Here is a 26,854-nt window from a genome sequence, read left to right on the forward strand (position 1 = left end):
CGCGCAATGCGGGTGACCCGGTAGTCGGGGGATGTACACGGGCGAAGGGGCGGGTGGGTGCGTGCTTCCGTGCCCCGCTTGGCTAAGCGTACAACCGATTAGCAAATGATAGGCATTCGCATTTCGTTAATCAAGCGTGACGGCGCCCGCTCCCGTGCAGGGAGGCTTCAGAAGCGGAAAAGGACCGTCGCAGCGTGCAGCAGCAGGCCGATCAGCCCGCCGACCAGGGTGCCGTTGAAGCGGATGAACTGCAGGTCACGGCCCACGCTCAGTTCCAGCTGTTCGACCAGGTGCCGCTCGTCCCAGCCCTTCACAGTCTGCGCGATATGCGTGGTCACGCCTTCGCGCAGGCGCCCGGTCAGGCGCTGCGCACCTTCCATCAGATGCTGGTTCAGTGCCTCGCGCAGCGCCGGGTCGGCCTGCAGGCTGGCACCGAGCGAACCCAGGCTGCGCTGCAGGTGGCCGACCAGCGCCGAATCCTCGCGCTGCAGGTTCGCTCGCAGGCTGGCGTGGATGCGCGCCCACAGCCCCTGCACGTACTCCTGCAGGGCCGGGTGGTCGATCATTTCCTGCTTGAGCTGCTCGATGCGCTCGGCCAGCGCCGGATCCTCGCGCAGGCGCTGCACGTAGTTCTGCAACCAGGTCTCGTAGTCCTGGCGCAGCGGGTGCTGCGGCTCGGCCAGCACCTGCTGCAGCTCTTCCAGCACCGCGCGGGCCAGGCGTTCGGCCAGGCTGTCGCCGATCTCATCGATCGGCTTGACCCAGTTCACCGTGCTCGACAGCGTCGGCCATTCGCGCTGGATGTAGCGCACGATCAGCTGCGAGGCGCGTTCTTTCACCTCAGGCTGCTCCAGCCAGCGGCCCAGCCGTTGCAGGCCCTCGTCCAGCACGCGTTGATGGCGACCATCGGCGGTCAGCAGGGCCAGCAGTTCACCGGCAGTGGCAGCTGCATTCCACTGCCGCAGCTGCTGTACCACGAAGCCGTGCAGTTGCCGGCGCACGGCGGCTTCGTCGAAGAAATCCAGCGCCTGCAGCGCCCAGCCGCGGGCCATGTCGGCCAGCATGCGCGAGCGTGCCGGGTCGGCCAGCCAGCTGCCAAGGCGGCTGGCCGGATCGAATACCTGCAGCTTGGCCAGCAGCACGCCCGGCTCCAGGAACTGGTCGCGCACGAACAGCGCCAGGCTGTCGCCGATGCGCTCCTTGCTGCGCGGGATGATCGCGGTGTGCGGAATCGGCAGGCCCATCGGCCGCCGGAACAGCGCGACCACGGCGAACCAGTCGGCCAGCGCGCCCACGGCCGCGGCTTCGCAGAAAGCCGAAACCCAGGCCCAGATGCCGCGCTCGCCCTGCCAGTGGCTGACCGCGAAACCGGCCAGCATCAACAGCAGCAGGCCCAGCGCGAGGGCTTTCAGGCGCCGCAGCTGAGCGCGGCGCGGATCGATGGCAGACGTCATGCGGGGAGTCTAACCGGCACGGCATGAGCATCTGGTAGTGCCGGCCGCTGGCCGGCATCCTCAACGCACCCGGAACGTTCATGGGGGTGCCGGCCAGCGGCCGGCACTACCCGTTGGTTCAGAGCGCTTCGAGCTGCTTGCGCAGCGCGGCCAGCTGCGCGCGCAGGGTGTCGTTCTCGCGGGTCAGGGCGACCACGCGACGGCGCAGCGCCGGTGCATCCTCGCCCAGTTGTTCCAGTGCCGACAGCACTTCGGCATCGCGGCTGGCGATCTCGTCCTCATCCGCTTCCTCGAAATCCATCTCGGCCGGTTCAGGCTTCGGCGCGCGCGGCTTGCGCTTGGACTCGCGCACGCGCTTGGCGGCCTGCTTCAGCTCGTCCTTGCCACCGGCGGCGGCGGCGCGCTGTTCTTCTTCGGGCAGGTCGGCCACGGCCGCGGCGGCGCTGATCGAGATCATGCCGGCCTTCACCGCTTCCACCACCTCGGCCGCGGCCTGGGCATGGATGCGTTCGATCATGCCGACCTGGCTGGTGCTCAGCTTGGCTTCGCGGGCCAGTTCGGCGCGGCTGACCTTCGGTGCCGGCTCCCACGGCGGGCCGTCTTCACCAGCCTCATCGGCCATCTCGGCCGTGCCATCGCTCTCGCGCTGCAGCTGGGCCTGCTCGACCTGCTTGCGGGCGGCCAGGATGTCGCGCTTGCGCAGCGCCAGCACGCCGCGCTGGAAGTCGGATACGCTGCGGCGGCCCAGGTGCTGCTCGATCATCCACAGGTGCACGTCTTCCATGCTCTGGAAGCGGGTGTTCTGCACGGTGTTGAAGGGCAGTCCGTGCTTCTGGCAGATACCGAAGCGGTTATGGCCATCGACCAGTACGTCGCCCCACAGCACCAGTGCATCGCGGCAGCCTTCGGCAAGGATGCTGCGCTCCAGCGCGTCATGTTCGTCCGCGGTCAGCGGGTCGATATAGGCCTTGAGTTCTTCTTTGACGACGATATCCATGGGCACGGCAGCGAGCAGGAGCGGAACCGCCCATTGTACCCGCTCGCCGCCGCCGGCCCGGGCTCAGGCGGTGGCCCGGATCATCTCGCCCAGCGTGCCGGTGATCTGGTCGATCTGCGCCTTGTCCACGATCAGCGGCGGCGACAGCGCGATGATGTCGCCGGTACAGCGCACCAGCAGCCCGCCGTCGTGGAAGCAGCGCCGGAATACCTCGTAGCCGCGGCTGCCTGGGGTATCGCGACGTGGTGCCAGTTCGATGGCGCCGACCAGCCCGAAGTTGCGGATGTCGATCACGTTGGGCAGACCCTGCAGCGCATGCAGCCGTTCCTGCCAGTATTCGCCCAGTTCGATGGCCCGCTCGAACAGGCGCTCCTCGGCGTAGACCTCCAGCGTGGCCAGCGCGGCCGCACAGGCCAGCGGGTGGCCAGAGCACGTATAGCCGTGGAACAGCTCGATGGCCTGCGGCGGCGCCTGCATCAGCGTAGCGTGCACCGCATCGCTGACCAGCACACCCCCCAGTGGCACCGCGCCGTTGCTGACCGCCTTGGCGAAGGTCAGCAGGTCCGGTGTGACCCCGAAGCGCTGTGCGGCGAAGGGCATGCCAACCCGGCCGAAGCCGGTGATGACCTCATCGAACACCAGCAGGATGCCGTGGTGATCGCACAGCTCGCGCAGGCGCTGCAGGTAGCCCGGCGCCGGCAGGATCACCCCGGCGGACCCAGCGATGGGCTCGACGAAGACCGCCGCGATGGTCGAGGCGTCATGCAGCGCGATCAGCCGCTCCAGGTCGTCGGCCAGTTCAGCGCCCTGGCGCGGCAGGCCCTTGCTGAACGCATTGCGCTGCAGGTCCAGGGTGTGGCGCAGGTAGTCCACGCCGCCCAGCTGCAGGCCGAACGCCCTGCGGTTGTTGGGCAAGCCGCCTAGTGCCATGCCGCCGAAGCCGACGCCGTGGTAGGCCTTCTCGCGGCTGATGAAGCGCGTGCGCTGGCCCTCGCCGCGCTGGCGGTGGTAGGCCAGCACGATCTTCATCGCGGTATCCACCGCCTCCGAGCCGGAGCTGGTGAAGAACACATGGTTCAGTGGCGTTGGTGCCAATGCGGCCAGCCGCTGCGCCAGCGCGAATGCGGGCGGCGAGCCCATCTGGAAGGCCGGCGAGTAGTCGAGCGTGCGCGCCTGCTCGACGATGGCTTCCACGATGCGGGGACGCGCGTGGCCGGCGTTGCAGCACCACAGGCCGGCCGTGCCATCGAGGATCTGGCGGCCGTCGACATCCTCGTAGTGCATGCCCTCGGCACGCACCAGTACACGCGGCGCTGCCTTGTACTGGCGGTTGGCGGTGAACGGCATCCAGTACGCCTCCAGTGACTGCGGGCGTTGGGTAGCCAGATCGTGCAGGTCGCTCGCGGGACGCTTCATGCCAGCTCCATCAGGTCCGATGGGGAGAATGTAGCGCAGCCACGTCACGGCGGAGTCGCGGCCACGCCGGTATAACCGGGGAAACTGTTCCGAGGAGCCCGACATGGCCGACTTTCCCGACCGCAGCCACTGGCAGGCACTGGCCCAGCAGCTTTCGATGCCCGGACAGGCATTCATTGATGGCCGCTACACCGACGCTGCCAGCGGCGCCCGCTTCGACTGCATCAGCCCGATTGATGGCCGCGTGCTGGGGGCGGTCGCCGACTGCGATGCACAGGACGTGGAGCGCGCGGTGCGGGCGGCACGGCGTGCCTTCGATGTGGGCCATTGGTCGCAGGCCAGCCCGGCCCATCGCAAGCGCGTGCTGTTGGCGCTGGCGGGGCTGGTGGAAAAATACGCCGACGAGCTGGCCCTGCTGGAAACCCTGGACATGGGCAAGCCAGTACGCGATGCACGCCGCATCGACCTGCCTGGCGTGGTGCGCTGCCTGGCCTGGACCGCCGAAGCGGTGGACAAGCTGTACGGCGAGATCGCACCCACCGGGCCGCACGAGCTGGGCCTGGTCACGCGGGAAGCGGCCGGCGTGGTGGCCGCAATCGTGCCGTGGAACTTCCCGCTGCTGATGGCCTGCTGGAAGATCGCGCCGGCACTGGCGATGGGCAATTCGGTGGTCCTCAAGCCCTCGGAGCGATCGCCCCTGACCGCGCTGCGGCTGGCGGCGCTGGCGGCCGAGGCAGGCCTGCCGGACGGGGTGCTGAACGTGCTGCCCGGTCATGGCGCGCGCGTGGGCGAGCCCTTGGCGCTGCACATGGATGTGGACGTGCTGGCCTTTACCGGTTCCACCGCCACCGGCGCGAAGCTGCTGGAGCATGCGGGTCGGTCCAACCTCAAGCGGGTCTGGCTGGAATGCGGTGGCAAAAGCCCGCACGTGGTGTTTGCCGACGCCCCGGACCTGGACGCAGCGGCCAAGGCCGTGGCGCAGGGCATCTTCTTCAACCAGGGCGAAGTCTGCACCGCCGGTTCGCGGCTGCTGGTACAGCGTTCGATCCGTGAGGACTTCGTGCACCAGGTGATTGCCTATGGCCAGCACATGCAGCCCAGGCATCCACTGGACGCCGATGCACCGATGGGCGCGCTGGTGGATGCCGCGCACGTGGACAAGGTGCTGGCCGATATCGCACGGGCCGAAAGCGACGGCGCCCGCCTGTTGCTCGGCGGCCATCGGGCCGAGGTGGAGGCCGGCGGCTGCTACGTGCAGCCCACGGTGTTCGACCGGGTGCGTCCGGACCACGCGTTGGCACGCGAGGAAGTGTTCGGGCCGGTCCTGGCCGTGCTTGGTTTCGACGACGAGGCCGAAGCGGTGCGCGTGGCCAATGACAGCCGCTATGGGTTGGCGGCGGGCCTGTGGACACGTGATCTGGGTCGCGCCCATCGTGTCGCACGCCAGCTGCGCGCCGGCAGTGTCTGGGTGAACGGCTGGGACGGTGGTGACATGACCGCCCCGTTCGGTGGTTACAAGCAGTCCGGCAACGGGCGCGACAAATCGTTGCACGCGTTCGACAAATACAGCGAGATCAAGGCCACCTGGATTCAGTTGTAACGACGAGCTTGCTGGACGGCCATTCGCTCTTTGTGGCGCCGAGCCATGCTCGGCTGCCTTCGCTAGAAGGCAGACAGCCGTCGAGCTACCTGCAGCGTGCGCTCACCTGCAGCACCGCCGCACGCAGCATATCCCGGTCGGCTTCATCGACGGCATTCTGGAAATGATCCATGTCCTGTCTACCCAGTTCGCACGGGTCGACGATGTACCCCGGCGGCCACAGCCCCAGCAGCTGCGCCACGCCATGCACGATCTGCTCCGGGGTCATCTGCCGGCGGATGCGGAAGTAGTTGCGGCGCGGTGCGAACGCGGGATGCATCGCACGACCCGGCCACTGCCCCGCAACCACAGCGCCATCAGGCCATGTACCAGCAGCACCACCAGCCACGCCGCAATGCGCGGCAGCTTCGGCGAATCGGACCACGACAACGCAACTGCAGCCATCGGCAAAGCATCCAAGCAGGGACCGGTGGCGCAGCCTGGCGGGTGACCAGAAAAATTCCGTTGGCATCGGTGTCGGCTGAAACCATCGCCCCGTGTGGCCACCGTCACGTGGCAGAATCGGCCGATCTACCGTTATCCGTCCTGCCGATGTCGACGATCGCTGCTGCCGCGCCACCCGTGAATTCCCCCCGTCGTGTCCTGCTGGCCAGCCTGATCGGCACCACCATCGAATTCTTCGATTTCTACATCTACGCCACGGCCGCCGTGCTGGTGTTCCCGCATCTGTTCTTCCCGGACAGCAGCGAGCAGGCGGCCCTGCTGCAGTCACTGGCGACCTTCGCGGTGGCGTTCATCGCCCGGCCGGTCGGCTCGGCGGTGTTTGGTCATTTCGGCGACCGCATCGGCCGCAAGGCCACCCTGGTCGCCGCGTTGCTGACCATGGGCCTGTCCACGGTATTGATCGGTTTGCTGCCTACCCACGCTCAGATTGGCCTGTGGGCACCGGCGCTGCTGGCGCTGTGCCGCTTCGGCCAGGGGCTGGGGCTGGGTGGCGAATGGGGGGGGGCGGTGCTGCTGGCCACCGAGAACGCCCCACCGGGCAAGCGCGCCTGGTACGGCATGTTCCCGCAGCTGGGCGCGCCCATCGGTTTCCTGCTGTCGGCCGGCATCTTCCTGGTGCTGGGCCGCTGCCTGAGCCAGGACGACTTCCTGCAGTGGGGCTGGCGCATTCCGTTCGTGGCCAGCGCGCTGCTGGTGGGTCTGGGACTGTGGGTGCGGCTGAACATCCACGAGACGCCCGACTTCAAGAAGGCGCTGGAGCGCAAGGCGCCAGTGCGGCTGCCGATGTGGACGGTGCTGCGTGACCATCCGGTGCCGATGCTGCTGGGCACCCTGGGCGCGTTCGCCACCTTCGTGCTGTTCTACCTGATGACGGTGTTCAGCCTTGGCCACGGCACTGCGGTGCTGGGCTACAGCCGCGAGCAGTTCCTGCTGATGCAGATGGTCGGCATGTTGTTCTTCGCACTGGGCATCCCGCTGTCGGCACGCTATGGCGACCGCTGGGGCACGCGTCGCACCATGATCGTCGCCAGCGTGCTGATCGTCGGCTTCGGCGTTCTGTTCGCGCCGTTGTTCCAGCCGCACAGCCCATGGCTGGTCACCGCCTTCCTGTGCCTGGGCCTGTTCCTGATGGGCCTGACCTACGGCCCCTGCGGCACCTTCCTGGCCGAGATCTACCCGGTGGAGGTGCGCTACACCGGTGCATCGCTGTCATTCAACCTGGCCGGCATCCTCGGTGCGGCACCGGCCCCGTACCTGGCGACCTGGCTGGCCGAACGCTTCGGCCTGGTCGCGGTCGGCTACTACCTGTGCCTGACCGCGGTGGCGACCCTCTGCGCGCTGGTCGCACTGCACCGGCGCGCGCTGAGGCTCAACCAAAGAAGCGCTTGAGCGTGCGACCCAGCCAGCCACCGCCCTGGTGTTCGCGGGCGAACTGGTTCAGGTGCGCCTTGACCTGCTCGGCATAGGCCTGGTCGTCGCCGCGGATGTGGTTGAACAGCCAGCGCGAGAGCATGGTGCGAAGTTCGTCGCTGATGTCCTCTCCGGCCTGGAAGCGCATGCGGTACTCCGATACCCGCTTGATGAAGACCTCATGCACGCGCTTGTGCGCCGCACAGAATGGGTAGCCCGCTTCCTCCATCAACTCTTCCTCGAACGCGAAGTGCGACATGGTGTAGTCCACCACCTCGTCGATCACTTCACCCACCGCAGCACGCTGCATGCTGGCCTGGGCCACGTGCAGGTGGTTGAGCATCTCGATGATGCGGCGGTGTTGTTGGTCGATCACATCGATGCCGATGTTCAGATCGTCCTGCCAGACCAGTAGTGCCATCCCGGCTCCCCTTCATGCGTATGTCGGGGCCGACTGTAGGACCGCCACCCCTCGATGGCGTTGATCTGGATCAAGGCGCCGCGGTCAGGGCAGGGCAGGCTCGCGTGGGCGCAGCGGGCTGGCCACCATGGTGCAGCTGACCCGGTTGCGGCCACCGGCCTTGGCCAGGTACAGCTGGCGGTCGGCCTCGGAGATCAGCCGGTGCAGTGCATCGCGCTGCGGGCGCAGGCAGCACAGGCCGATGCTGACGGTCATGCGCAGAGTCGCGGTACCGATGTCGACCTCCAGCGCGGCGATGCGCTGGCGCAGTTCCTCGAAGTACAGCAGCGCCTCGTCCTGCTCCATGTCCGGCACCAGAAGGCAGAACTCCTCGCCGCCGAAGCGTGCGATCAGGTCCTGGCTGCGCGCGTGTGCGGCCACCGCGCCGGCCACCGCCCGCAGTGCATCGTCGCCGGCTTCATGACCATGGGTGTCATTGATGTGCTTGAAGTGGTCGATGTCGATCATCGCCACCGCCACGCACTGGCCATGCAGCTGCAGCTGCGGCAGCTGGCGCTGGCTCTGCTCCAGGAAGCAGCGGCGGTTGGGCAGGCCAGTGAGGAAGTCACGGGTGGCCAGGTCCTGCAGCGTGCCGATCAGCTCCAGCTGGTCCACATTCTGCGAGACACGGCAGAAGAATTCCTCGCGCGAGAACGGCTTGCGCAGGAAATCGTTGGCGCCATTCTTCAGGAAGCGCGGGATCAACGACGCATCAGTATTGCTGGAGATGCCGATCACCGCCACCTTGTCGCGCGAGCGCAGGGTGCGCAGGCGCCGGGTGAACTCCACGCCCTGCATGCCCGGCATCTCCTGGTCGACCACCGCCAGGCGGATCGCAGGATGCGCTTCGATCGCAGCCAGGCCCTCATTGCCATCGGCCGCCTCATGTACCTCGTGCCCATACATGCGCAGCAAGGCTGCGGCATAACCGCGCGCGGACGGTGAGTCGTCCACCACCAGCGCGGCGATGCGCCGGTTGCGCTCCAGCCGCTGCACCAGCCACACCAGGTAATCGATGCTGCCGGGCGTGTTCTTCAGCACGTAGTCGATGATCTGCTGCTGCAGCACGCGCTTGCGCAGGTCCTCGTCGTAGACACCGCTGACCACCACGGTGGGCAGATCGCGCTTGAGGAAGAACTCGACCACCGCGTCGCGGTCGCCATCGGCCAGGACCAGTCCGGTCAGTACCAGGAACCAGCCGCCACCTTCGCTCAGCAGGCGGTCGGCCTCGGCCAGGGTGGAGGCGATCACCACCGGCAGCTCCAGGCGCTGTTCGATGGCCTCGCGCAGCATGCCGGTGAAGGCACGGGAGTTTTCGACCAGCAGGATCCGCTGCGGCAGCGGATCGGCCAGGTCGCCATCGACGGCGGCCTGCGGCAGGACGGGCATGATGCGGTGGCTCACGAGGGAGGGGCTCGGCACGGATAGCGGCGGTTTCGGCTGCAACTTTAGCTGCGAACGCCACTGGCCGGGTGGGATTGCGTGTCAGGCCACCGCGGGCGACGCGTGGGTGATTGGTTCATGCAGGACCAGCCGCAGCCGATTGCCGCGGCAGTGGACCGTTCCGCCGTAGGCAAGCATCCGCCCGGCCAGGCGCTCGACGGCCTGGTGGGTAGTGCGCGTGGACAGCGTGCAACCACGGTCGAGCAGGCTCACCACAGCAACAATGCCGCGACGTTTGCCTGCCCGGCCGCTTCGGGCGCGCACGCAGACCTGCCCGGTCTCCAGTTCCAGCAGAAGTGAAACCGCCTCGATCAGCGAGCGATAGATGGCCAGTTGCAGATCCACGGTCAGCAGGCAGGGATTGCCCGCCAGCCGGGGCGGAATGACACGATGCGTGTTGTTCCAGATTTCGCATGCACCGCCGGCTTGCAGCGCGATGTAGAGCCCGACCTGCTCCAGTCCAGTGGGATAGACCAGGCTGGCCTGTTCACGGAACAGCCGTGAATGTACCGACGACGCGTGCTGCAGGCTGTTTGCGACCGCATGGTGGCCTTGGGACTTCAGCCAGCTGACCATCTCGCCGAGCGAACTGTCCATGCCCTCGCCCAGGTGCTTCAGGTGGACGGCCCGTTCACGCAGCTCGCGCTCGCTGGTCTGATGCGAGCCGCGTGCCAGGCGCAGCGTGGTTGCCTCGGCCAGGCCGCGGGACCGGGCGCGCTGATGGTGATAGCTGATGCTGGAACCGAGTGCCAGCAGTGCGACACTCATCACCGCCATGTTCTGTTGGGTGGCGAACGTGCCCAGGTCGAATGAGGACGGCAGGCCGGTGCTGGGCGTTGCACCGTGCAGGGGGAGGTTCAACAACGGAATCGCGATGGCTGCGCCACGCCACCCGTGCATGAAGGTCAGGGCGATGGCGGGCAGGGCGGCCAGCAGCACCATGTGCGTCCGCGTCGTGTGGGCGCCGGCGCTTGTCAACTGCATGCACAGGCCCAGCACCAGCATCACCAGGATCGCCGATGCGGTAGGGGCGACGAAACGGTCGGTCCAACCGGGATCGGCCTGCCGTCGCGACCAGAGGAATGCCAACGGCACCAGGGTGATGATGGCGGCGAAGTGACCAAAGATCGTCCGGTCGGCCGCGTCCAGCAGATTGCTGGGTGGTGGGTTCGACCATAGGACATATGAAATGCCCAGGTTGAGACCCGGGACGAACAGGGCCGTGCAGAAGGACAGCGACAGCAGCCAGAGACCGGTGGCTGCTTCGGACGGCATTCTCAACCGATGCAGGTAGACCACCAGCATCGCCATCGGCATCAGCAGCGTCGAAGCCAGGATGACCCAATCCAGGCCATAGGTGTCGATCATGGGGATGCGCAGCGTTGCGAAGTACGCGTACTCGCCCAGCAGCAGGTAGGGCCACAGGCGGGTCGGGACGATCAGCAGTGCCGCTGCGCGGATGCCCGCCGGCAGGAAGAACTGATCCAGCGAGAACTGACGCGAGCCGAGGCAGCTCAGCGCATAGACGGCCGCGAGTGCGATCCCGGCTGGCCGGATACGGAAGCTCAGTTCAACTGCCTTTTTGAATCGGTCCAAACCCGAGCCTCCCTTGCTCGTGACATGGCAGCGGCCGTGCGGGTTGCTTGAACGCGCCATGACGCGCCATTGGATGGACAGTATCGATAGAAGCATGGGGGCGCAATTGCACGCCGGCGCCAGATCCTGACGGGGTGGGTTCGGCATCGACCAGGGATTACTTTCGAGTAGTGATCTGCATCTCCTTTCATCGGGAAAGTCAGATCGCGGCCCGGGGGGCGCCTGGGTCAATGGAACGTGTGCGTTCCCTCAACGCTTCAGTAGCGCCTGCCTGGCGGGGAGCATCCCGTGCTTCGGTCAACACCATCCTGAGCCTGTTGCCACTCACGTCCATGTGGCCCGCGTGTGCGAGGACCCGGCCCAGCAGCTGCTCGTTCGCCAGTTCCTTCGCCCTGCTTCCCAGTGATTCGTGGCGGTCCAGAAGAGCCACGCAGATGAAGGCACCACGCTTCCGGATGGAACTTCCGCAGCGGATGCTGACCGAGATCTGCCCTGCCTCGCATTTCAGTAGAAGCGAGACCGCATCGACCACGAGTCGATAGGCAGCAAGCTGCAGGCCGACCCCGAGCGCGCAGGGGTCACCCGTCAACCTCGGCTGGCCGATTCGATGCGTAGCATTCCACGCCTCGCGCACCCCGCCTGCCTGCAACGCCACGTACAGGCCCAGTTGTTCCAGGGCGGCGGGATAGATCATGCTGGCCTGGGCCCGGAACAAGCGTGAATGCACCTCCGAGGTATGCCGCAGGCTGTCGGCCACGGCGTGATGACCCTGGGCATGCAGCCAGTTCACCATCTCGTTCAGGGACAGGTCCATGCCATCGCCCAGCTGGCGCAGGTGAGCCGCCCGTTCACGCAGGTCCATCTCGCCGGCCAGGTGCGAATTGCGGGCAAGCTGAAGGGCCGCTTTGCCATCTTCCTCGCGCAACCGGTGCTGGCTCTGGAAGTGGGTGATGCGCGCGCCCAGCAGCAGCAGGGCGATGCTGGCGACGGCCATGGCCTGCTGGGTGGCGAAAGTGGCCGGGTCGAATGCCGTCGGATGGTCGGCCGGGGCGCTCAGGCCAAGGATCATGTTCACGGCGGCGACACCGATGGCCGCACCGCGCCATCCCAGCAGGCAGGTCAGGGCGATCGCGGGAATAGGCAGGATCAGCAACAGCTGCAGCGAGCCAGGGGCCGTGATCGAGGCAGGTACCGGCGTTGCCTGCAGGCCAATGACCAGCATGGTGCCAAGTGCTGCGACCGTGGCCACTACAGACCGGGTTGTCCATTTTTCTTCGGCGCGGCGGATCCACAGCAGTGCCAGAGGCGCCAGGATCAGGATGCCGGTGAAGTCGCCCAGCGCATAGCGCAGCACGTTGGTGAGAAATGTCTCTTCATGCAACGGTTCCCAGATCAGGTACGAGATCCCCAGGTTGAGCAGGCTGATGACCGTGGCGGCGCATACCGCAATGGATATCACGCCGACGACCGTGGTGCGCGCCAGCAGCTTCCGGTGCAGGCGCACGATCAGCATCACGGCAGGCATCAGGAACACCGAGGCGAGGATCACCCAGGTCAGGTTGTATTTGCTGATCAGGGGGATGCGCAGATGCGCGAAGTAGGCGTATTCACCGATCAGCAGGTAGGGCCAAAGACGGGGCGGGCACAGCAGCAGCGCGGCCACCCGCACGCCGGCAGGCAGGAAGAACTGGTCCAATGACAGCTTGCGCGCGCCCCAGCAGGCGAAGGCATAGAGCAGCGCCAGCACCAGCCCCTCGGGGCTGACGCGTATCCTCACCTGCAGGCCGTCCTTCCACCACTGCATCCACGTGCTCCCCAGCTCCTGCGCCGATTATGTGGCTGGGAAGGGTCCCGCTACCACAACGCATCCCGCAGCTTGTACCACGACATCGCCGCCACCAGCAGGGGCGTGCGCAGCAGCCGGCCGCCGGGGAAGGGCGCATGGCGCAGGCGCTGGAACACGTCCAGGCGCTCGCTCTGGCCGGCGATGGCGGCGGCGATCACCTCGCCGGCCAATCCGGCGGCAGCGACGCCATGCCCCGAGAATCCCTGCGCGAAGTACAGGTTGCCGTCCAGCCGGCCCCAGTGCGGGGCGCGGTTGCGGGTGATGTCCACGTAGCCACCCCAGACCTGGTCCAGTACCACGTCGGCCAGCTGCGGGAAGACGTCGTGCATGCGTCGCTGCATCACCCCGCGCAGGCCGGGCGGGGGCAGTGCCGAGTAGCTGGCGCGGCCGCCGAACAGCAGGCGGTGGTCGTGGCTGAGGCGGAAGTAGTCCAGTGCCCAGGCTGTGTCGGCCACGGCCATGTTGTTGCCGATGAGGGCACGGGCGCGTTCGGCGCCCAGTGGCTCACTGGCACCAATGTAGGTGCCCACCGGCATGATCCGCCGCTCCAGCTCGGGCAGCAGGCCCTGCAGCCAGGCATTGCCGGCCACCACCAGATGCGCGGCGTGCACGCGACCCTGTGCAGTGTGCAGGGTTGGCTGCGCTCCGCGCTGGATGCGCACCACGGGCGAATCCTCGTGGATGACCACCCCCGCCGCGCGCGCCGCATCGGCCAGGCCACGTGCATACGCCAGCGGGTGCAGGTGCGCGCTGAGCGGGTCGAACATCGCGGCTCGATAGCGCGGGCTGTCCAGCTGCGCGCGCAGGGCGTCTCGGCTCCACCACTGCATGGGGTAATCGTAATGGCGTTGCAGGTGCTCGCAGTTGGCCTGCAGGTCACGCTCGTGGCGTTCACGGATGGCGACGCTGGCGTGGCCTTCCACCCAATGGCAGTCGATGCGGTGGCGATCGATGCGCGTGCGCATCGCCTGCACCGCGTCGCGCGACCAGTCGAACAGATGGCGTGCATCGTCGCGACCCAGCTGCCGCTCCAGTTCGTCCACCTCGCAGCCGTAGCCGACCAGTGCCTGGCCGCCGTTGCGGCCGGAGGCGCCCCAGCCGATCCGCTGCGCTTCCAGCAGCACCACGCGCTGGCCGCGCGCGGCCAGTTCCAGGGCAGCAGTAAGGCCGGTATAGCCGGCGCCGAGCACCGCGACATCGGCTTGCACATCACCCTGCAACGGAGGCAGTGCGGGTGGCTCGGGCAGGCTGGCCACGTACCAGCTGGGCGGGAAGGCGGCGCTCACTGCGGGCCTCGCGGGCACAGGGCGGCAGGACGGTGCGGGGCAGGACGATCAGCGTTCACGCGTCTAGTTTCGCCGATGCGCGACGGCCGTGGCGTGACGGTGACGACTTGCCGCATTCGCCGGGCGACGGGTAACGTGGCGGCACGCCAAGGAGTTTTCCCATGCGCCGCCTGCCCTGGGTGGGCCTGCCCACCGACAGCACCGTACTCGGCCATCATCGTTTCGCGGTGGTCGGCGAGAAGTACGTGCGCGCGCTGGTGGTGGCGGCCGAAGCAACCCCGGTGGTCCTGCCCAGCCTGCAGCCGCCGTTGCCGGCTGCGGAGTGGTTGCGCGGGCTCGATGGCCTGCTGCTGACCGGTGCGGTCAGCAACATCGAACCGCAGCACTACGAAGGTGGCCGCAGCTGGCCGGGGAACCCGCATGATCCGGCCCGTGATGCCAGCGCCTTCGCACTGCTGCACGAGGCGCTGGCGTTGGACCTGCCGGTGCTGGCGATCTGCCGCGGCTTCCAGGAGCTGAACGTTGCGCTGGGTGGCATGCTGCATCCGCAGGTTCACGCGGTGCCGGGCCTGTCGGATCATCGTGAAGACCCACAGGCGCCGGTTGAGGTGCAGTATGGGCCGGCCCATGCGGTCGCGCTGGCGGCGGATGGCTGGCTGGCGCAGTGGCAGGGTGGTGATCGCGCACAGGTCAATTCGGTTCACGGGCAGGGCATCGATCGACTGGCACACGGGCTGCAGGTCGAGGCCGTGGCCGATGATGGACTGGTCGAGGCGGCGCGCAGCACACGCCATCGTTTCGTGCTCGGCGTACAGTGGCACCCGGAGTGGCGTGTCATGGATTCGCCGTTCTATCACGCTATTTTCCGTGCGTTCGGCCAAGCTTGCCGGCAGCACCAACAGAACCGACTGGATTCCCGATGAGTTCCCGAACGCGCCCGCGCAAGACGGCCACGCCCCCCGCACCGCAGGAAAGCAGCTTGCTGCGCTGGCTGAAGGAGCGACGCATCACCGAGGTCGAATGCCTGGTGCCGGACATCACCGGCAACGCGCGCGGCAAGATCATTCCCGCCGACAAGTTCTCGCACGACTATGGTACGCGGCTGCCCGAAGGCATCTTCGCCACCACCGTCACCGGCGAGTTCCCTGATGACTACTACGAGCTGACCTCGCCGTCGGACTCGGACATGATGCTGCGCCCCGATCCGGACACGGTGCGCATGGTGCCGTGGGCGGCCGACGCCACCGCGCAGGTCATCCACGACTGTTACACCAAGAACGGCGAGCCGCACGAGCTGGCGCCACGCAACGTGCTGCGCCGCGTGCTGGCGGCCTACGCCGAGCTCGGCCTGCGCCCGGTGGTGGCGCCGGAGCTGGAGTTCTTCCTGGTGCAGAAGAACACCGACCCGGACTTCCCGCTGCTGCCACCGGCCGGCCGCTCCGGGCGCCCGGAGACCGCGCGGCAGTCGTACTCGATCGACGCGGTCAACGAATTCGACCCGATCCTCGACCTGATGTACGACTACGCCGATGCGATGAAGCTGGACGTGGACACGTTGATCCACGAATCCGGCGCGGCGCAGCTGGAGGTCAACTTCACCCACGCCGATGCGATGGACCTGGCCGATCAGGTGTTCCTGTTCAAGCGCACCATGCGCGAGGCCGCGATGCGCCACGGCGTGTATGCCACGTTCCTGGCCAAGCCGATGGAGAACGAGCCGGGTAGCGCCATGCACATCCACCAGAGCCTGGTGCGGGTGAGCGACGGCAGCAATGTGTTCGCTGGCGAGACCGATGCCGAGGGCGAGTTCAGTCCGGTGTTCGGCCACTACCTGGGCGGCCTGCAGAAGTACGTGCCGCAGGCGATGGCCTTCTTCGCGCCGAACGTGAACTCCTATCGGCGACTGGTGTTCGGCGAGGTCTCGCCGAGCAACGTGCACTGGGGCTATGACAACCGCACCTGCGGGCTGCGCGTGCCGCTGGACACGCCGGAGAACATGCGCGTGGAAAGCCGTTTCGCCGGGTCCGACGCCAACCCCTACCTGGCGATGGCGGCGACCCTGGCCTGCGGCCTGCTGGGCATCCGCGAGCGGCTGGCACCGGATGCGCCGGTGACCGGCAGTGCCAAGGAACTGGGCTACAACCTGCCGCGCTCGCTGGGCGAGGCGCTGGACGGGCTGGAGCAGTGCAGCGAGCTGCAGGCCCTGCTGGGCGAGCGCTTCTGCCGGGCCTACATCTCGGTGAAGCGCAAGGAATACGAGACCTTTTTCCGTGTCATCAGCTCGTGGGAGCGTGAGTTCCTGCTGCTGAACGTCTGAGCATCTGGAATAGAAAAATCCGCCGCCGGGGGGTAGGCTGGCACCCGTCGCCGGCTCCCGCCGGCCCCCCTTCCCGCATTCTGGAGCACCCGATGAAGCTGCGTATCCTCACGCTCGGCCTGGCCTCCGCCATGCTTGCCGCCTGTGGCGGTGGCAACGGCGGCGCGCAGGACAGCCAGGTCCTGAACGTCTACAACTACAGCGATTACATCGCCGAGGACACCATCCCGACTTTCGAGAAGGAGAGCGGCATCAAGGTGACCTACGATGTGTTCGACAGCGATGAGATGGTCGAGACCAAGCTGCTGGCCGGCAACAGCGGCTACGACGTGGTGGTGCCGACCCTGAACTTCTTCGGCCGCCAGATCCAGGCCGGCGTGTTCCTGCCGCTGGACAAGAGCAAGATCCCGAACCTGGCCAATCTCGATCCGGCGGTGATGAAGCGCATTGCCACCCAGGACCCTGGCAACCAGTACGGCGTGCCGTACATGATCGGCACCACCGGCATCGGCTACAACGTGGAGATGCTGAAACAGCGTTTCGGTGGCAGCACCGACATCGCCAACAGCTGGGACCTGGTGTTCAAGCCGGAGAACATCAGCAAGATGAAGGACTGCGGCGTGACCATCCTGGACACGCCGGCGGACATGATCCCGATCGCGCTGCACTACCTGGGCCTGGACCCGCACAGCGGCGATCCGGCCGAGCTGCAGAAGGCGGCCGACCTGCTGAAGTCGATCCGCCCGTACGTGCAGAACTTCCACTCCTCGCAGTACGTGGGCTCGCTGGCCAACGGCGGTACCTGCCTGGTGGTCGGCTGGTCGGGTGACATCATCCAGGCCCGTGACCGTGCCGAGGAAGCCAGCAATGGCGTGCACGTGGCCTATTCGATCCCGAAGGAAGGTGCACCGCAGTGGTTCGACATGCTGGCCATCCCGAAGGACGCCAAGCATCCGGAAGCCGCGTACGCGTTCATCAACTACCTGCTGCAGCCGAAGGTTGCCGCGGCCAACACCAACTTCATCCATTACGCCAACCCGGTGCCGACCGCGACCCCGCTGGTGGACGAGGCGATCCGTACCGACCCGACCATCTACCCGCCGGCCGATGTGGCCGAGAAGATGTTCACGTACTCGATCAACACGCCGGAGACCGACAAGCTCTACACCCGGCTGTGGACCGAGGTGAAGACCGGCCGGTAAGCGGCCCGGGTAGCGCCGGGCCATGCCCGGCGGCTGCCTTACCCTGCGTCGGAGTCGGCCCTGTCGCTCCGGCCAAGGTGATGCAGGATGGCAGGCAGCAGGTCGCGTGCATCGCGACCGCCGTTGCACAGGAATGACGAACTCATCCGCTGCAGGTTGTGCATGCCGATGAAGAACAGCCCCGGTTGTGGTGAAACACCGAATTCGCCGAGCGGGTAGCCGTGTGCATCCAGCGCGCCCGGTACGTCGAGCCAGGGCCATTCGGCGACGAAGCCGGTGGCCAGCACCACCGAGCGGATGCCCGCGGCCTGCAGATCCAGTTCGCGCGGGGATGCGTCCGGTTCCCAGTGCAGATAGACCTCCTCCGGAATGTAGCGGGCATCGTCGGTGCGTGGCTCGGGACGCGTGGCGTAGTACGCGCTGGCCAGCGAATCGAGATAGTCGTATTCGGTCCGTGTCGCCTCGATCGCGGTGCGCAGCTGCGGGCGGACATCGGCGAAGCGGGCGATGTTTCCATTGAATTCCTGCAACCGGCCCAGCAACCTGATGCCTGCGCGGTGCATCGCCAGCAGGCTGATAGAGCTGCCCAGGCCGGCACTTCCCTTGCCGGAGATCAGCGGGAACTCCGCGGTGCGGGCCTTGCGCAGCGCATCCGGTTGTCCGGCCAGTACGGCGGCCGCTTCACTCACATGCTGGTGGATGCGCCCGGCCATGTCCCACCAGGTCATCGAGTCCTTGCCGCGCAGCCGGCGGGTATGCGAATGACGCTGGGCCAGTGACCAGTGCACGCTGCGACCGCTGTCGCGCAGGTCCTGGGCGATCTGCGCACCGGACTGCCCACCACCGATGACCAGCACTGCTCCATCGGGCAGCTGGTGGGCACTGCGGTAGTTGCCCGAGTGCAGCACGGCAAGGCCGGGCGCGGGCGCGAAGGGGACCCGGGGCATCCGCGCACGGCGGTACTCACCGGTCGCGACCACCACCGCGCGGGCATGGATCAGCCCCTCGCTGCTGTCGATGGCATAGCCGCCGCACTCGGGTGCGACCCGATGTACCGCGCACCCCTCGCTGATCGGCAACACGCGCTCGTCGGCATAGTCGCGGAGCCGACGGATCACCTCCGGGGCGCCCATGAAGCCTTCCGGGTCATCGCCCGCATAGGCATGACCGTGCAGGGCCATGGTCGCGTTGGCGGTGTTGGTCTGGAACGAATCCCAGCGCCGCTGCCAGCTGGCACCCACGGTTTCGGCCTCCAGCACGCGATGCTCGACGCCGGCCTCCTGCAGGAGTGCGCTGAGGGACAACCCGGCCTGGCCGGCGCCGATGATGGCCAGCGGCAGCCCTGGGGGCACGGATGACGACGGACGGGAAGGGAGAGGGGAGGGGCTGACGGGGGGAATCAACGGGATGGGTCCATGCAAGGCCTTGATCGGAGGCATTGCGCGGGGAATGCCCCGGGGCCTTCAACAGATCCCGCTCCGAAAAACGTTGCAGATCGGGTCGTTGCCCGTGGTGTCTGGCCGGGACGCCGTAGGCTCGACCGGGCAGCCCCGGCCTTTTGCGCGGACGGGCCCTGATGGCGGGGTAAAGCCGACACCCCTTCCGGCCCGGGAGCGGGCCGCTGGCGGCTTCCGCCCGTCGCCGTCATATCCCCTGCGGCCCCCGGCCGTTAGAATGGCGGCCGCTGTCCACCGCCCGCTCCCGGAGCCCCCATGCCCGTTGAAGCCCAGCCGGTAGCCGCCGTCGTCGACACGACCGGTGCGCCCGGCTATCTCTCCATTCGTGATTTGCGCAAGGAATTCGACGGTTTTGTCGCCGTCGACGACGTCAATCTGGACGTGCGCAAGGGCGAGATCTTTGCCCTGCTCGGTGGCTCCGGCAGCGGCAAATCGACCCTGCTGCGCTGCCTCGGCGGCTTCGAGACACCCACCAAGGGCAGCATCACCCTTGATGGCCAGCGCCTGGACGCGCTGCCGCCGTACCAGCGGCCGGTCAACATGATGTTCCAGTCCTATGCCCTGTTCCCGCACATGACGGTCGAGCAGAACATCGCCTTCGGCCTGAAACAGGACGGCCTGGGCAAGGACGCGATCAGCAAGCGTGTCGGCGAGATGCTGGACCTGGTGCAGATGGGACACCTGGGCAAGCGCAAGCCGCACCAGCTGTCCGGCGGCCAGCAGCAGCGCGTGGCGCTGGCGCGGTCGCTGGCCAAGGGGCCGAAGCTGCTGCTGCTGGACGAGCCGATGGGCGCGCTGGACAAGAAGCTGCGCTCGCAGATGCAGCTGGAACTGGTCAGCATCATCGAATCGTCGGGCGTGACCTGCGTGATGGTCACCCACGACCAGGAAGAAGCGATGACCATGGCCACCCGCATCGCGGTGATGGATGCCGGCTGGATCCAGCAGGTCGGCAAGCCCGACGAGGTCTACGAGCAGCCGGCCAACCGCTTCGTCGCCGAGTTCATCGGTTCGGTCAACCTGTTCGACGGTGTGATCGACGAGGACCTGCCCGAGTACGTCACCGTGCGCTCGCCGCTGTTCCCGGCGCCGATCTACATCGCCCATGGCATCACCGGCTATGAAGGTCAGCCGGTCGCGTTCGCGCTGCGCCCGGAGAAGGTGATGATCGGCAAGGACGAGCCGGAAGGGCACACCAACAAAGCGCAGGGCGTGATCGAGGACATCGCCTACTTCGGCAGCCATTCGGTCTACCACGTGCGCCTGCCCAGCGGCGCCAAGGTACTGGCCAACTTCGCCAATTCGCAGCGTTGGGCCAGCGATGGCCTCACCTGGGGCGATGAGGTGTGGGTGCACTGGCGCGACAACGACGGCGTGGTGCTGACCTCATGAGCACGGCCGGCCTGAAGCGCTGGCTGCCGGGGCTGCGTGCCACGGTGATCGGCATTCCGTACCTGTGGCTGCTGCTGTTCTTCGCAGTGCCGTTCCTGATCGTGCTGATGATCAGCTTCTCGCTCAGCCGGGTCGGCTCGCCGCCGTACACCTGGCTGCTGCAGTACGTGGACGGCGGCTTCTCGCTGAAGCTGAACCTGGAAAACTACCTGGCGCTGTTCCGCGATTCGATCTATGCCCAGGCCTTCCTGAGCTCGATCAGGATCGCGGCGATCTCGACTTTCCTGACGCTGCTGATCGGCTACCCGATGGCCTATGCCATCGCCCGCCTGTCACCGGCCGCGCGCAATGTGGCGATGATGCTGGTGGTGCTGCCTTCGTGGACCTCGTTCCTGATCCGCGTGTATGCGTGGAAGGCGATCCTGGACCGCAACGGCCTGCTCGACCAGTTCCTGCAGTTCACCGGCCTGCAGACGCTGATGACCAGCCTGGGCCTGCCCAAGCTGCAGCTGATCGATACGCCGACCGCCGCCTATATCGGCATCGTCTACTGCTACCTGCCGTTCATGGTGCTGCCGCTGTACGCCAACCTGGTCAAGCATGACCACCGGCTGCTGGAAGCGGCCTACGACCTCGGTGCCAAGCCGTGGCAGGCGTTCCTGCGCATTACCCTGCCGCTGTCGAAGGCGGGCATCATCGCCGGCTGCATGCTGGTGATGATTCCGGCCATCGGTGAATTCGTGATCCCGGAAATGCTGGGCGGGTCGGAAACGCTGATGGTCGGCCGCCAGCTGTGGAACGAGTTCTTCAACAATCGCAACTGGCCGGGCGCCTCGGCGATGGCGGTGGCGATGATCCTGTTGCTGCTGGTGCCGATTCTGCTGTTCAACCGTTCCCAGCAGCGCCTGCTGGAAGGGAAGCAGGCATGAGCCCGCGTACCGCCAAGGGCCTGGGGCTGGGCGTGCTGCTGCTCGGCTTCGCCTTCCTGTACCTGCCGATCCTGCTGCTGATGTTCTACTCGTTCAACAGCTCGCGGCTGGCGATGGTCTGGGCCGGGTTCTCCACCCGCGCCTACAGCGACCTGTTCGCCGACCGCGCGCTGATGGACGCGATGTGGACCAGCCTGGTGGTGGCGTTCTGGACCGCCTGCACCGCCACCGTGCTGGGCACGCTGGCGGCGATGGTGATGACCCGCTTCAAGCGCTTCCGCGGCAAGCCGCTGTTCGGTGCGCTGGTGACCGCGCCGCTGGTGATGCCGGATGTGATCCTGGGCTTCTCGCTCATGGCGCTGCTGGCCTCGATGGGCGCGATTCCCGGCTTCCCGGCACGCGGCCTGACCACCATCTGGATCGCCCACGTCACCTTCACCCTGTGCTTCGTCACGGTGGTGGTGTCCTCGCGCCTGCAGGAAATGGACCTGTCGCTGGAAGAAGCGGCGATGGACCTGGGCGCGAGCCGGCTGACCGTGTTCGGCCGCATCACCCTGCCGATCATCGCGCCGGCGCTGGTGGCGGGCTGGCTGCTGGCCTTCACCCTGTCGCTGGATGACGTGGTGGTGGCGAGTTTCGTGGCCACGCCGGGCTCGACCACGTTGCCGATGAAGGTGTTCGCCTCGGTGCGCATGGGCATCAGCCCGAAGATCAACGCGTTGGCCACGCTGCTGGTGTCGGCGGTGTCGATCGCCGCAGTGATCGGCTGGTACATCAATGCGCGGGCGGAGAAGCGGCGCCAGCGCGACCTGCAGCTGGCGAGGCAGGACAACGGCTGAGCACACGGCTTGGCGACAGCGCCGGCAACACCCGGCTCACGGCCGGCGGCGCACAATGGGGGTCTTCCAGAGGGAGATCCCCCATGACCGTCGAGATCATCGACCCGGCCACCGGCCAGGTGACCTACCGCCATGAACTGATGGGCGCTGCCGATATCGAGCAGCGCCTGCAGGCCGCTGCCGATGCCTTCCCCGGCTGGGCCGACCACTCGCTGCAGGATCGTGGTGCCATCCTGCGCCGGATCGCCGAGCAGCTGCGCACGCGCCGCGACGATCTGCAGCAGGCGATGACCCACGAGATGGGCAAGCTCAAGGCCGAGGCGCTGGCCGAGGTCGACAAGTGCGCTGCCGCCTGCGAGTACTACGCCGACCACGCAGCCGACTATCTCAAGCCGCAGCTGATCGACACCGAAGCCCAGCGCAGCTACGTGCGCTACGAACCGATCGGCTGCGTGTTCGCGGTGATGCCATGGAATTTCCCGATCTGGCAGGTGTTCCGCTTCCTGGCCCCGGCGTTCATGGCCGGCAACGTGGCCCTGCTGAAACACGCCAGCAACGTACCGCAGTGCGCCGACCTGATCCTGGCCGTGTGCCGTGACGGGGGTCTACCCGATGGTGTGTTCGACGTGCTGCACATCGACAACGACCAGGCTGCCGAGGTGCTGCGCGACGCACGGGTGAAGGCGGTGACGCTGACCGGCAGCGAGCGGGCAGGGCGCTCGATCGCTTCCAACGCCGGCAGCCAGTTGAAGAAGTCGGTGATGGAGCTGGGTGGTAGTGACGCCTTCGTGGTACTCGACGATGCCGATCTCGACAAGACCGTGGCGGCGGCAGTGAAGTCACGTTTCGACAACAGCGGCCAGACCTGCATCGCGGCCAAGCGCTTCATCGTGGTCGAGGCGGTGGCCGATGAATTCACCCGTCGCTTTGTGGAAGCGGCGGCAGAGCGCCAGTACGGCGATCCTGATGAGCGGGGCACCACGCTGGCGCCAATGGCGCGCGCCGACCTGCGCGACGAACTGCACAAGCAGGTGCAGGCCAGCGTGGCCAAGGGCGCGCGGGTGCTGATCGGCGGCGAGCCGATTGCCGGCACCCATGCCGGCTATCCGGCCACGGTGCTCGACCAGGTGGGTCCTGGCATGCCGGCCTACGACGAGGAACTGTTTGGACCAGTTGCGGCGGTGATCCGGGTCAAGGATGAAGCCGAAGCGCTGCACGTGGCCAACGACACCCGCTTCGGCCTGGGCGGCAGCGTGTGGACCGGCGACCCGGTGCGCGGCGAAGGGTTTGCCCAGCGCATGGAATGCGGTGCGGCATTCGTCAACGCCATCGTCAAGAGCGATGCGCGGCTGCCGTTCGGTGGCAGCAAGCAGTCGGGTTTCGGTCGCGAACTGGCCGACCACGGCATCCATGAGTTCATGAACATCAAGACCGTCTACGTGGCCTGATCCCGCTTCTGTAGAGTCGAGCCATGCTCGACTGCTGCCTGCCAGAGCAGTCGAGCATGGCTCGACTCTACAGAAAACGCGCTACAACCACTTCGCGCGCTTGAACAGCCGGTACAACCCCACGCACACACCGCCCACGCCAACGATCATCAGCGGGTACGACCACGGCTCACTCAGCTCCGGCATGTGGCTGAAGTTCATGCCGTACCAGCTGGTGATCAGCGTCGGCGCGGCCAGCAGTGCAGCCCAGGCACCCAGTCGTTTCACCGTCTCGCCCTGCGCCAGTGTCACCAGCGACAGGTTCACGCTCAGCGCGGTGCCCAGCATCTCGCGCAGAGTGTCGATCACATCGCTGATGCGTACCGCATGGTCATGCACATCACGCACGTACAGCTTCACTTCGTCGGGAATCAGATCGCCCTGGTAGCGGCGGATCTGGGCCAGCACATCCTGCAGCGGTGCCACCGCCATGCGCATCTTGTTCAGTTCGCGCTTGAGCTCGTACAGCCGCACCACCGTGCTGCGCTTGTAGGTGTCGGCGAAGATGTCCTTTTCCAGCAGGTCCAGGGTGTCGCGGAAGCGGTGCACGATCGGCAGGTAGTTGTCGACCACGAAGTCGGTCACCGCGTACAGGCAGTACGACGGGCCCATCTTCAGCAGCTGCGGCTCGCGCTCCACGCGCGCACGTACCGGGGCGTAGGACAACGAGGCACCGTGGCGCACCGTCACCAGGAAGCGCGGGCCGAGGAAGGCATGGGTTTCGCCATACTGGATGCGTTCGTCGACCATCTGCGCGGTGGTCACCACCACGAACAGCGAATTGCCGTAGGTCTCGACCTTGGGCCGCTGGTGCGCATTGCGCGCATCCTCGATGGCCAGGTCGTGCAGGCAGAATTCTTCCTGCAGTTTCAACAGCACGTCTTCATTGGGGTCGTACAGGCCGACCCAGACGAAGCCGTTGCCGCTGGCAATGACATCGCTGATGGCGTCCAGGCTGATGTCGTGGCGCTTGCCTTCGTCATCGTAGTGGACGCAGTTGATGACGCAGGTAGGGTTGGCCGAAGCCGGGGCGGAAGCGGAGGCGGGCAATGACATGCCCGCCATCGTGCGTCAGGGCCGTGTTTCGGACAAGTGAGGACGACGCGCCAGCACCCACGCCAGGGCGACGTGCACCGGCAGCAGCAGCACGATCCACTGCACGTTGTACTGCGCCTGCAGGCTCAGCCAGTGCAGCACCAGCGCGGCCACGGCCTGCACTGCCAGCAGCCACAGCACCACCCTGAACATGCGGCCCGGCACGCGCCGGCGCAGCAGGGCGATCGCACCCGGCAGCAGCAGCACGGCCAGTGGCGAAAGCAGCAGCAGGTTGCGGTTGGCCCACGCGGCGTAGTGGATGCTGAAGCCCCACAGGAACACCAGCACGCCGCCGAACAGGGCACACAACAGCCAGAACGGCAACGCCAGCCCGGCCAGCAGGCGCGGACGGCGGCGCAGCGCCAGCACGCCGGCGGCGATCACCAGGCCGCACAGCAGCCACGGCCACCAACGGCGCGCGAACTCCTTCGGCTCCGGGGCGATGCGGTGCGGCAGCAGTTCCTGTTCGGACTGCACCAGCGGCCGGCCATCGCTGTTGCGCGCCTGGCGCAGGGCATCGGCCAGGCGCATCGGCACAAACGCCTCCTGCCAGCGCGACAGTGGCTGGTCGGCGAACGGCCCCAGGCCGACGTCGAAGCCCAGCCACATCCACGGGGCCGGCGAGGCGAGGCGCACCGACTCGCTGCGGTAGGTGTTGCCGCGCGAGCGACCGGCCAGCTGCGACTGCAGGCCGCCACCCAGTGCCTTGTCCACCGTGTCGCGCACCATCGTGGCGCAGTTGGCGGTGTAGTAATCGTAGTGGTACCGCGCGTTTTCCGGCTTGGCCCGTTCGGCCAGGTCGGCGGCCAGCGAGCGGGCCTGGTCCGGGCGCAGGTCCAGCCACTGCACGCTGGCGCCACGGCCGGTCTCGTCGTAGTAGGACAGGTCCTGCTGCAGCGGCAGCGCCACCAGGTAGTACATCATGTCGCCGCGTGCGAAGCGGCTGATGAAATCGTCTTCGGACGGATCGAAGTAGCCGAAGTTGTACGAGGTCGCTTCACCGCTGAGCGGATCGACCACGACGATGGCGTCATGGCCGAATCGCTCGAAGAACACCGTGCCCGGTTGCATGGTCACCACGCCGATACGAGGCGCAGGGGACTCGACGCTTGCGATGGACGCTGCAGGTGTGGCCGCCGCCGGCTGCGCGAACGCGGCCAGCGGCAGGGCCATGGCCAGCACCCACAGTGCCAGCCACAGCGTCAGGATCAGACCGCGGCGCTTCAAGCGTCGTCCTGCGCGTCCGGCGGCAGCACGGTCACATGGAAGGCCTGCACCCGGCGCGCATCGGCGCGGGCCACGCGGAACATGAAGCGGTCCAGCGCCAGTTCGTCGCCGACTTCCGGCAGGTGGCCCACGGCCTCGGTGACCAGGCCACCGATGGTGTCGTAGTCCTCGTCGGAGAAGGTGGCACCGAAGCGTTCGTTGAAGTCGCCGATCGGGGTCAGTGCGTCGACCACGTACTGGCCGTCGGACTGGATCGCGATCTGCGCCGACGGATCCTCGGCCTCGTCATGCTCGTCGTCGATCTCGCCGACGATCTGTTCCAGCACGTCCTCGATGGTGACCAGGCCGGCGACACCGCCGTACTCGTCCACCACGATGGCCATGTGGTTGCGCGACAGGCGGAATTCCTTCAGCAGCACGTTGAGCTTCTTCGCCTCCGGGATCAGTACCGCCGGGCGCAGCAGCTCACGCACGTTGGCCGGGCCGTTGTCGGCAACCACGCCGCGCAGCAGGTCCTTGGCCAGCAGGATGCCGAGGATGTCGTCCTTGTTCTCGCCGTGCACCGGGAAGCGCGAATGGCCGGATTCGACCACCTGCTTCATCAGTTCCAGGAAGGGTGCTTCGACCGGCAGCGAGACCATCTGCGAGCGCGAAATCATCACGTCGCCCACGGTCAGCTCGGCCACCGAAATGGCGCCTTCCATCATCTTCAGGGTATCGGCGGCGATCAGGCCCTCCTCCTGCGCGGTGTGCAGGACAGCGACCAGCTCGTCGCGGGTATGGGGTTCGCCGGAGAAGGCGGAGGTCAGGCGTTCAAGCCAGCCGCGCTTCTTTTCACTGTGCTCCGCAGGGGAGCTACTACTGTCGTCTTCTGACATCTCTGGAAAAAAGGCACCC

Annotated in this window: 21 protein-coding genes and 1 pseudogene; 9 read left to right on the forward strand and 13 right to left on the reverse strand. The window is 67.0% G+C overall.

Going from position 1 to position 26,854, the window contains the following annotated elements; translation table 11 throughout:
* Positions 1-167 precede the first annotated feature (167 nt).
* The 3 genes from AC5P57_RS03075 to aptA form a co-directional block, all read right to left on the reverse strand.
* The gene (locus AC5P57_RS03075; RefSeq protein WP_495219427.1) at positions 168-1,454 is read right to left on the reverse strand and encodes a DUF445 domain-containing protein; all 1,287 of its coding nucleotides are present in this window, start codon (positions 1,452-1,454) and stop codon (positions 168-170) included.
* A 118-nt stretch (positions 1,455-1,572) separates the two neighbouring features.
* A complete protein-coding gene (locus AC5P57_RS03080) occupies positions 1,573-2,451 on the reverse strand; it encodes a ParB N-terminal domain-containing protein (protein WP_099552617.1) in 879 nt (292 codons plus the stop codon).
* Positions 2,452-2,514: 63 nt separating this feature from the next.
* Positions 2,515-3,867, reverse strand: a complete 1,353-nt coding sequence (gene aptA / locus AC5P57_RS03085) for an omega-aminotransferase AptA (protein WP_262236249.1) — start codon at positions 3,865-3,867, stop codon at positions 2,515-2,517.
* Between the two features lie 103 nt (positions 3,868-3,970).
* Between aptA and AC5P57_RS03090 the strand changes: the two genes are divergently transcribed.
* Positions 3,971-5,467: an aldehyde dehydrogenase gene (locus AC5P57_RS03090; RefSeq protein WP_099552619.1), complete on the forward strand. Its 1,497-nt coding sequence runs from the start codon at positions 3,971-3,973 to the stop codon at positions 5,465-5,467.
* A gap of 85 nt (positions 5,468-5,552) precedes the next feature.
* On the opposite strand, the pseudogene AC5P57_RS03095 reads toward AC5P57_RS03090, so the two are convergent.
* Positions 5,553-5,911, reverse strand: a pseudogene (locus AC5P57_RS03095) (hypothetical protein).
* A gap of 147 nt (positions 5,912-6,058) precedes the next feature.
* On the opposite strand from AC5P57_RS03095, the gene AC5P57_RS03100 reads away from it, so the two are divergent.
* Positions 6,059-7,360, forward strand: coding sequence for an MFS transporter (locus AC5P57_RS03100; protein WP_197577875.1), 1,302 nt, complete (start codon positions 6,059-6,061; stop codon positions 7,358-7,360).
* Here AC5P57_RS03100 and AC5P57_RS03105 read toward each other — a convergent pair.
* The 5 genes from AC5P57_RS03105 to AC5P57_RS03125 all read right to left on the reverse strand — a co-directional run bounded on the left by AC5P57_RS03105 (position 7,341) and on the right by AC5P57_RS03125 (position 14,012).
* Positions 7,341-7,802, reverse strand: a complete 462-nt coding sequence (locus tag AC5P57_RS03105; RefSeq protein ID WP_004151683.1) for a bacteriohemerythrin — start codon at positions 7,800-7,802, stop codon at positions 7,341-7,343. The genes AC5P57_RS03100 and AC5P57_RS03105 overlap by 20 nt on opposite strands.
* Before the next feature lie 84 nt (positions 7,803-7,886).
* The gene (locus AC5P57_RS03110) at positions 7,887-9,230 is read right to left on the reverse strand and encodes a diguanylate cyclase (protein WP_262236250.1); all 1,344 of its coding nucleotides are present in this window, start codon (positions 9,228-9,230) and stop codon (positions 7,887-7,889) included.
* 96 nt (positions 9,231-9,326) lie between these two features.
* A complete protein-coding gene (locus AC5P57_RS03115) occupies positions 9,327-10,880 on the reverse strand; it encodes an MASE1 domain-containing protein (RefSeq protein ID WP_262236287.1) in 1,554 nt (517 codons plus the stop codon).
* Between the two features lie 199 nt (positions 10,881-11,079).
* Positions 11,080-12,684 (reverse strand): MASE1 domain-containing protein, encoded by a 1,605-nt coding sequence (locus AC5P57_RS03120; protein ID WP_262236251.1) that lies wholly within the window; start codon positions 12,682-12,684, stop codon positions 11,080-11,082.
* 50 nt (positions 12,685-12,734) lie between these two features.
* Positions 12,735-14,012 (reverse strand): NAD(P)/FAD-dependent oxidoreductase, encoded by a 1,278-nt coding sequence (locus tag AC5P57_RS03125; RefSeq protein ID WP_099555098.1) that lies wholly within the window; start codon positions 14,010-14,012, stop codon positions 12,735-12,737.
* 161 nt (positions 14,013-14,173) lie between these two features.
* Here AC5P57_RS03125 and AC5P57_RS03130 point away from each other — a divergent pair, with 161 nt between their 5' ends.
* The 3 genes from AC5P57_RS03130 to AC5P57_RS03140 all read left to right on the forward strand — a co-directional run bounded on the left by AC5P57_RS03130 (position 14,174) and on the right by AC5P57_RS03140 (position 17,531).
* Positions 14,174-14,935 carry a gamma-glutamyl-gamma-aminobutyrate hydrolase family protein gene (locus tag AC5P57_RS03130; protein ID WP_262236252.1) on the forward strand — a complete coding sequence of 254 codons (762 nt, stop codon included), beginning with the start codon at positions 14,174-14,176 and terminating at the stop codon, positions 14,933-14,935.
* Entirely contained in the window at positions 14,932-16,329 is a 1,398-nt protein-coding gene (locus AC5P57_RS03135; RefSeq protein WP_099555094.1) for a glutamine synthetase family protein, read from the forward strand. Before AC5P57_RS03130 ends, AC5P57_RS03135 begins: the two co-directional genes overlap by 4 nt.
* A 92-nt stretch (positions 16,330-16,421) precedes the next feature.
* Positions 16,422-17,531, forward strand: coding sequence for a polyamine ABC transporter substrate-binding protein (locus tag AC5P57_RS03140; protein ID WP_071228406.1), 1,110 nt, complete (start codon positions 16,422-16,424; stop codon positions 17,529-17,531).
* A gap of 38 nt (positions 17,532-17,569) precedes the next feature.
* Here AC5P57_RS03140 and AC5P57_RS03145 read toward each other — a convergent pair whose 3' ends face one another.
* Positions 17,570-18,970, reverse strand: coding sequence for a flavin-containing monooxygenase (locus tag AC5P57_RS03145; RefSeq protein ID WP_099603917.1), 1,401 nt, complete (start codon positions 18,968-18,970; stop codon positions 17,570-17,572).
* Positions 18,971-19,243: 273 nt separating this feature from the next.
* Here AC5P57_RS03145 and AC5P57_RS03150 point away from each other — a divergent pair, with 273 nt between their 5' ends.
* The 4 genes from AC5P57_RS03150 to AC5P57_RS03165 all read left to right on the forward strand — a co-directional run bounded on the left by AC5P57_RS03150 (position 19,244) and on the right by AC5P57_RS03165 (position 23,596).
* Positions 19,244-20,380 (forward strand): ABC transporter ATP-binding protein, encoded by a 1,137-nt coding sequence (locus AC5P57_RS03150; protein WP_019337141.1) that lies wholly within the window; start codon positions 19,244-19,246, stop codon positions 20,378-20,380.
* Positions 20,377-21,309, forward strand: a complete 933-nt coding sequence (locus AC5P57_RS03155; RefSeq protein ID WP_142807633.1) for an ABC transporter permease subunit — start codon at positions 20,377-20,379, stop codon at positions 21,307-21,309. Before AC5P57_RS03150 ends, AC5P57_RS03155 begins: the two co-directional genes overlap by 4 nt.
* Positions 21,306-22,148 (forward strand): ABC transporter permease subunit, encoded by an 843-nt coding sequence (locus AC5P57_RS03160; protein ID WP_004151945.1) that lies wholly within the window; start codon positions 21,306-21,308, stop codon positions 22,146-22,148. Before AC5P57_RS03155 ends, AC5P57_RS03160 begins: the two co-directional genes overlap by 4 nt.
* Before the next feature lie 83 nt (positions 22,149-22,231).
* Positions 22,232-23,596 carry an NAD-dependent succinate-semialdehyde dehydrogenase gene (locus AC5P57_RS03165; RefSeq protein ID WP_262236253.1) on the forward strand — a complete coding sequence of 455 codons (1,365 nt, stop codon included), beginning with the start codon at positions 22,232-22,234 and terminating at the stop codon, positions 23,594-23,596.
* An 81-nt stretch (positions 23,597-23,677) separates the two neighbouring features.
* Here the strand turns inward: AC5P57_RS03165 and AC5P57_RS03170 are convergent, their stop codons facing one another.
* Genes AC5P57_RS03170 through AC5P57_RS03180 form a run of 3 tightly spaced genes read right to left on the reverse strand, consistent with a single transcriptional unit; the run spans position 23,678 to position 26,835 of the window.
* Positions 23,678-24,700 (reverse strand): magnesium and cobalt transport protein CorA, encoded by a 1,023-nt coding sequence (locus AC5P57_RS03170; protein ID WP_049431296.1) that lies wholly within the window; start codon positions 24,698-24,700, stop codon positions 23,678-23,680.
* A gap of 6 nt (positions 24,701-24,706) precedes the next feature.
* On the reverse strand, positions 24,707-25,957 hold the full coding sequence (locus AC5P57_RS03175) for a DUF4105 domain-containing protein (protein WP_262236254.1): 1,251 nt from the start codon (positions 25,955-25,957) through the stop codon (positions 24,707-24,709).
* The gene (locus AC5P57_RS03180; protein ID WP_005408827.1) at positions 25,954-26,835 is read right to left on the reverse strand and encodes a CorC family transporter; all 882 of its coding nucleotides are present in this window, start codon (positions 26,833-26,835) and stop codon (positions 25,954-25,956) included. The genes AC5P57_RS03175 and AC5P57_RS03180 overlap by 4 nt, the downstream gene beginning before the upstream one ends.
* Positions 26,836-26,854 lie beyond the last annotated feature (19 nt).

The organism is Stenotrophomonas sp. YJH_SMC_79, from assembly GCF_059367995.1.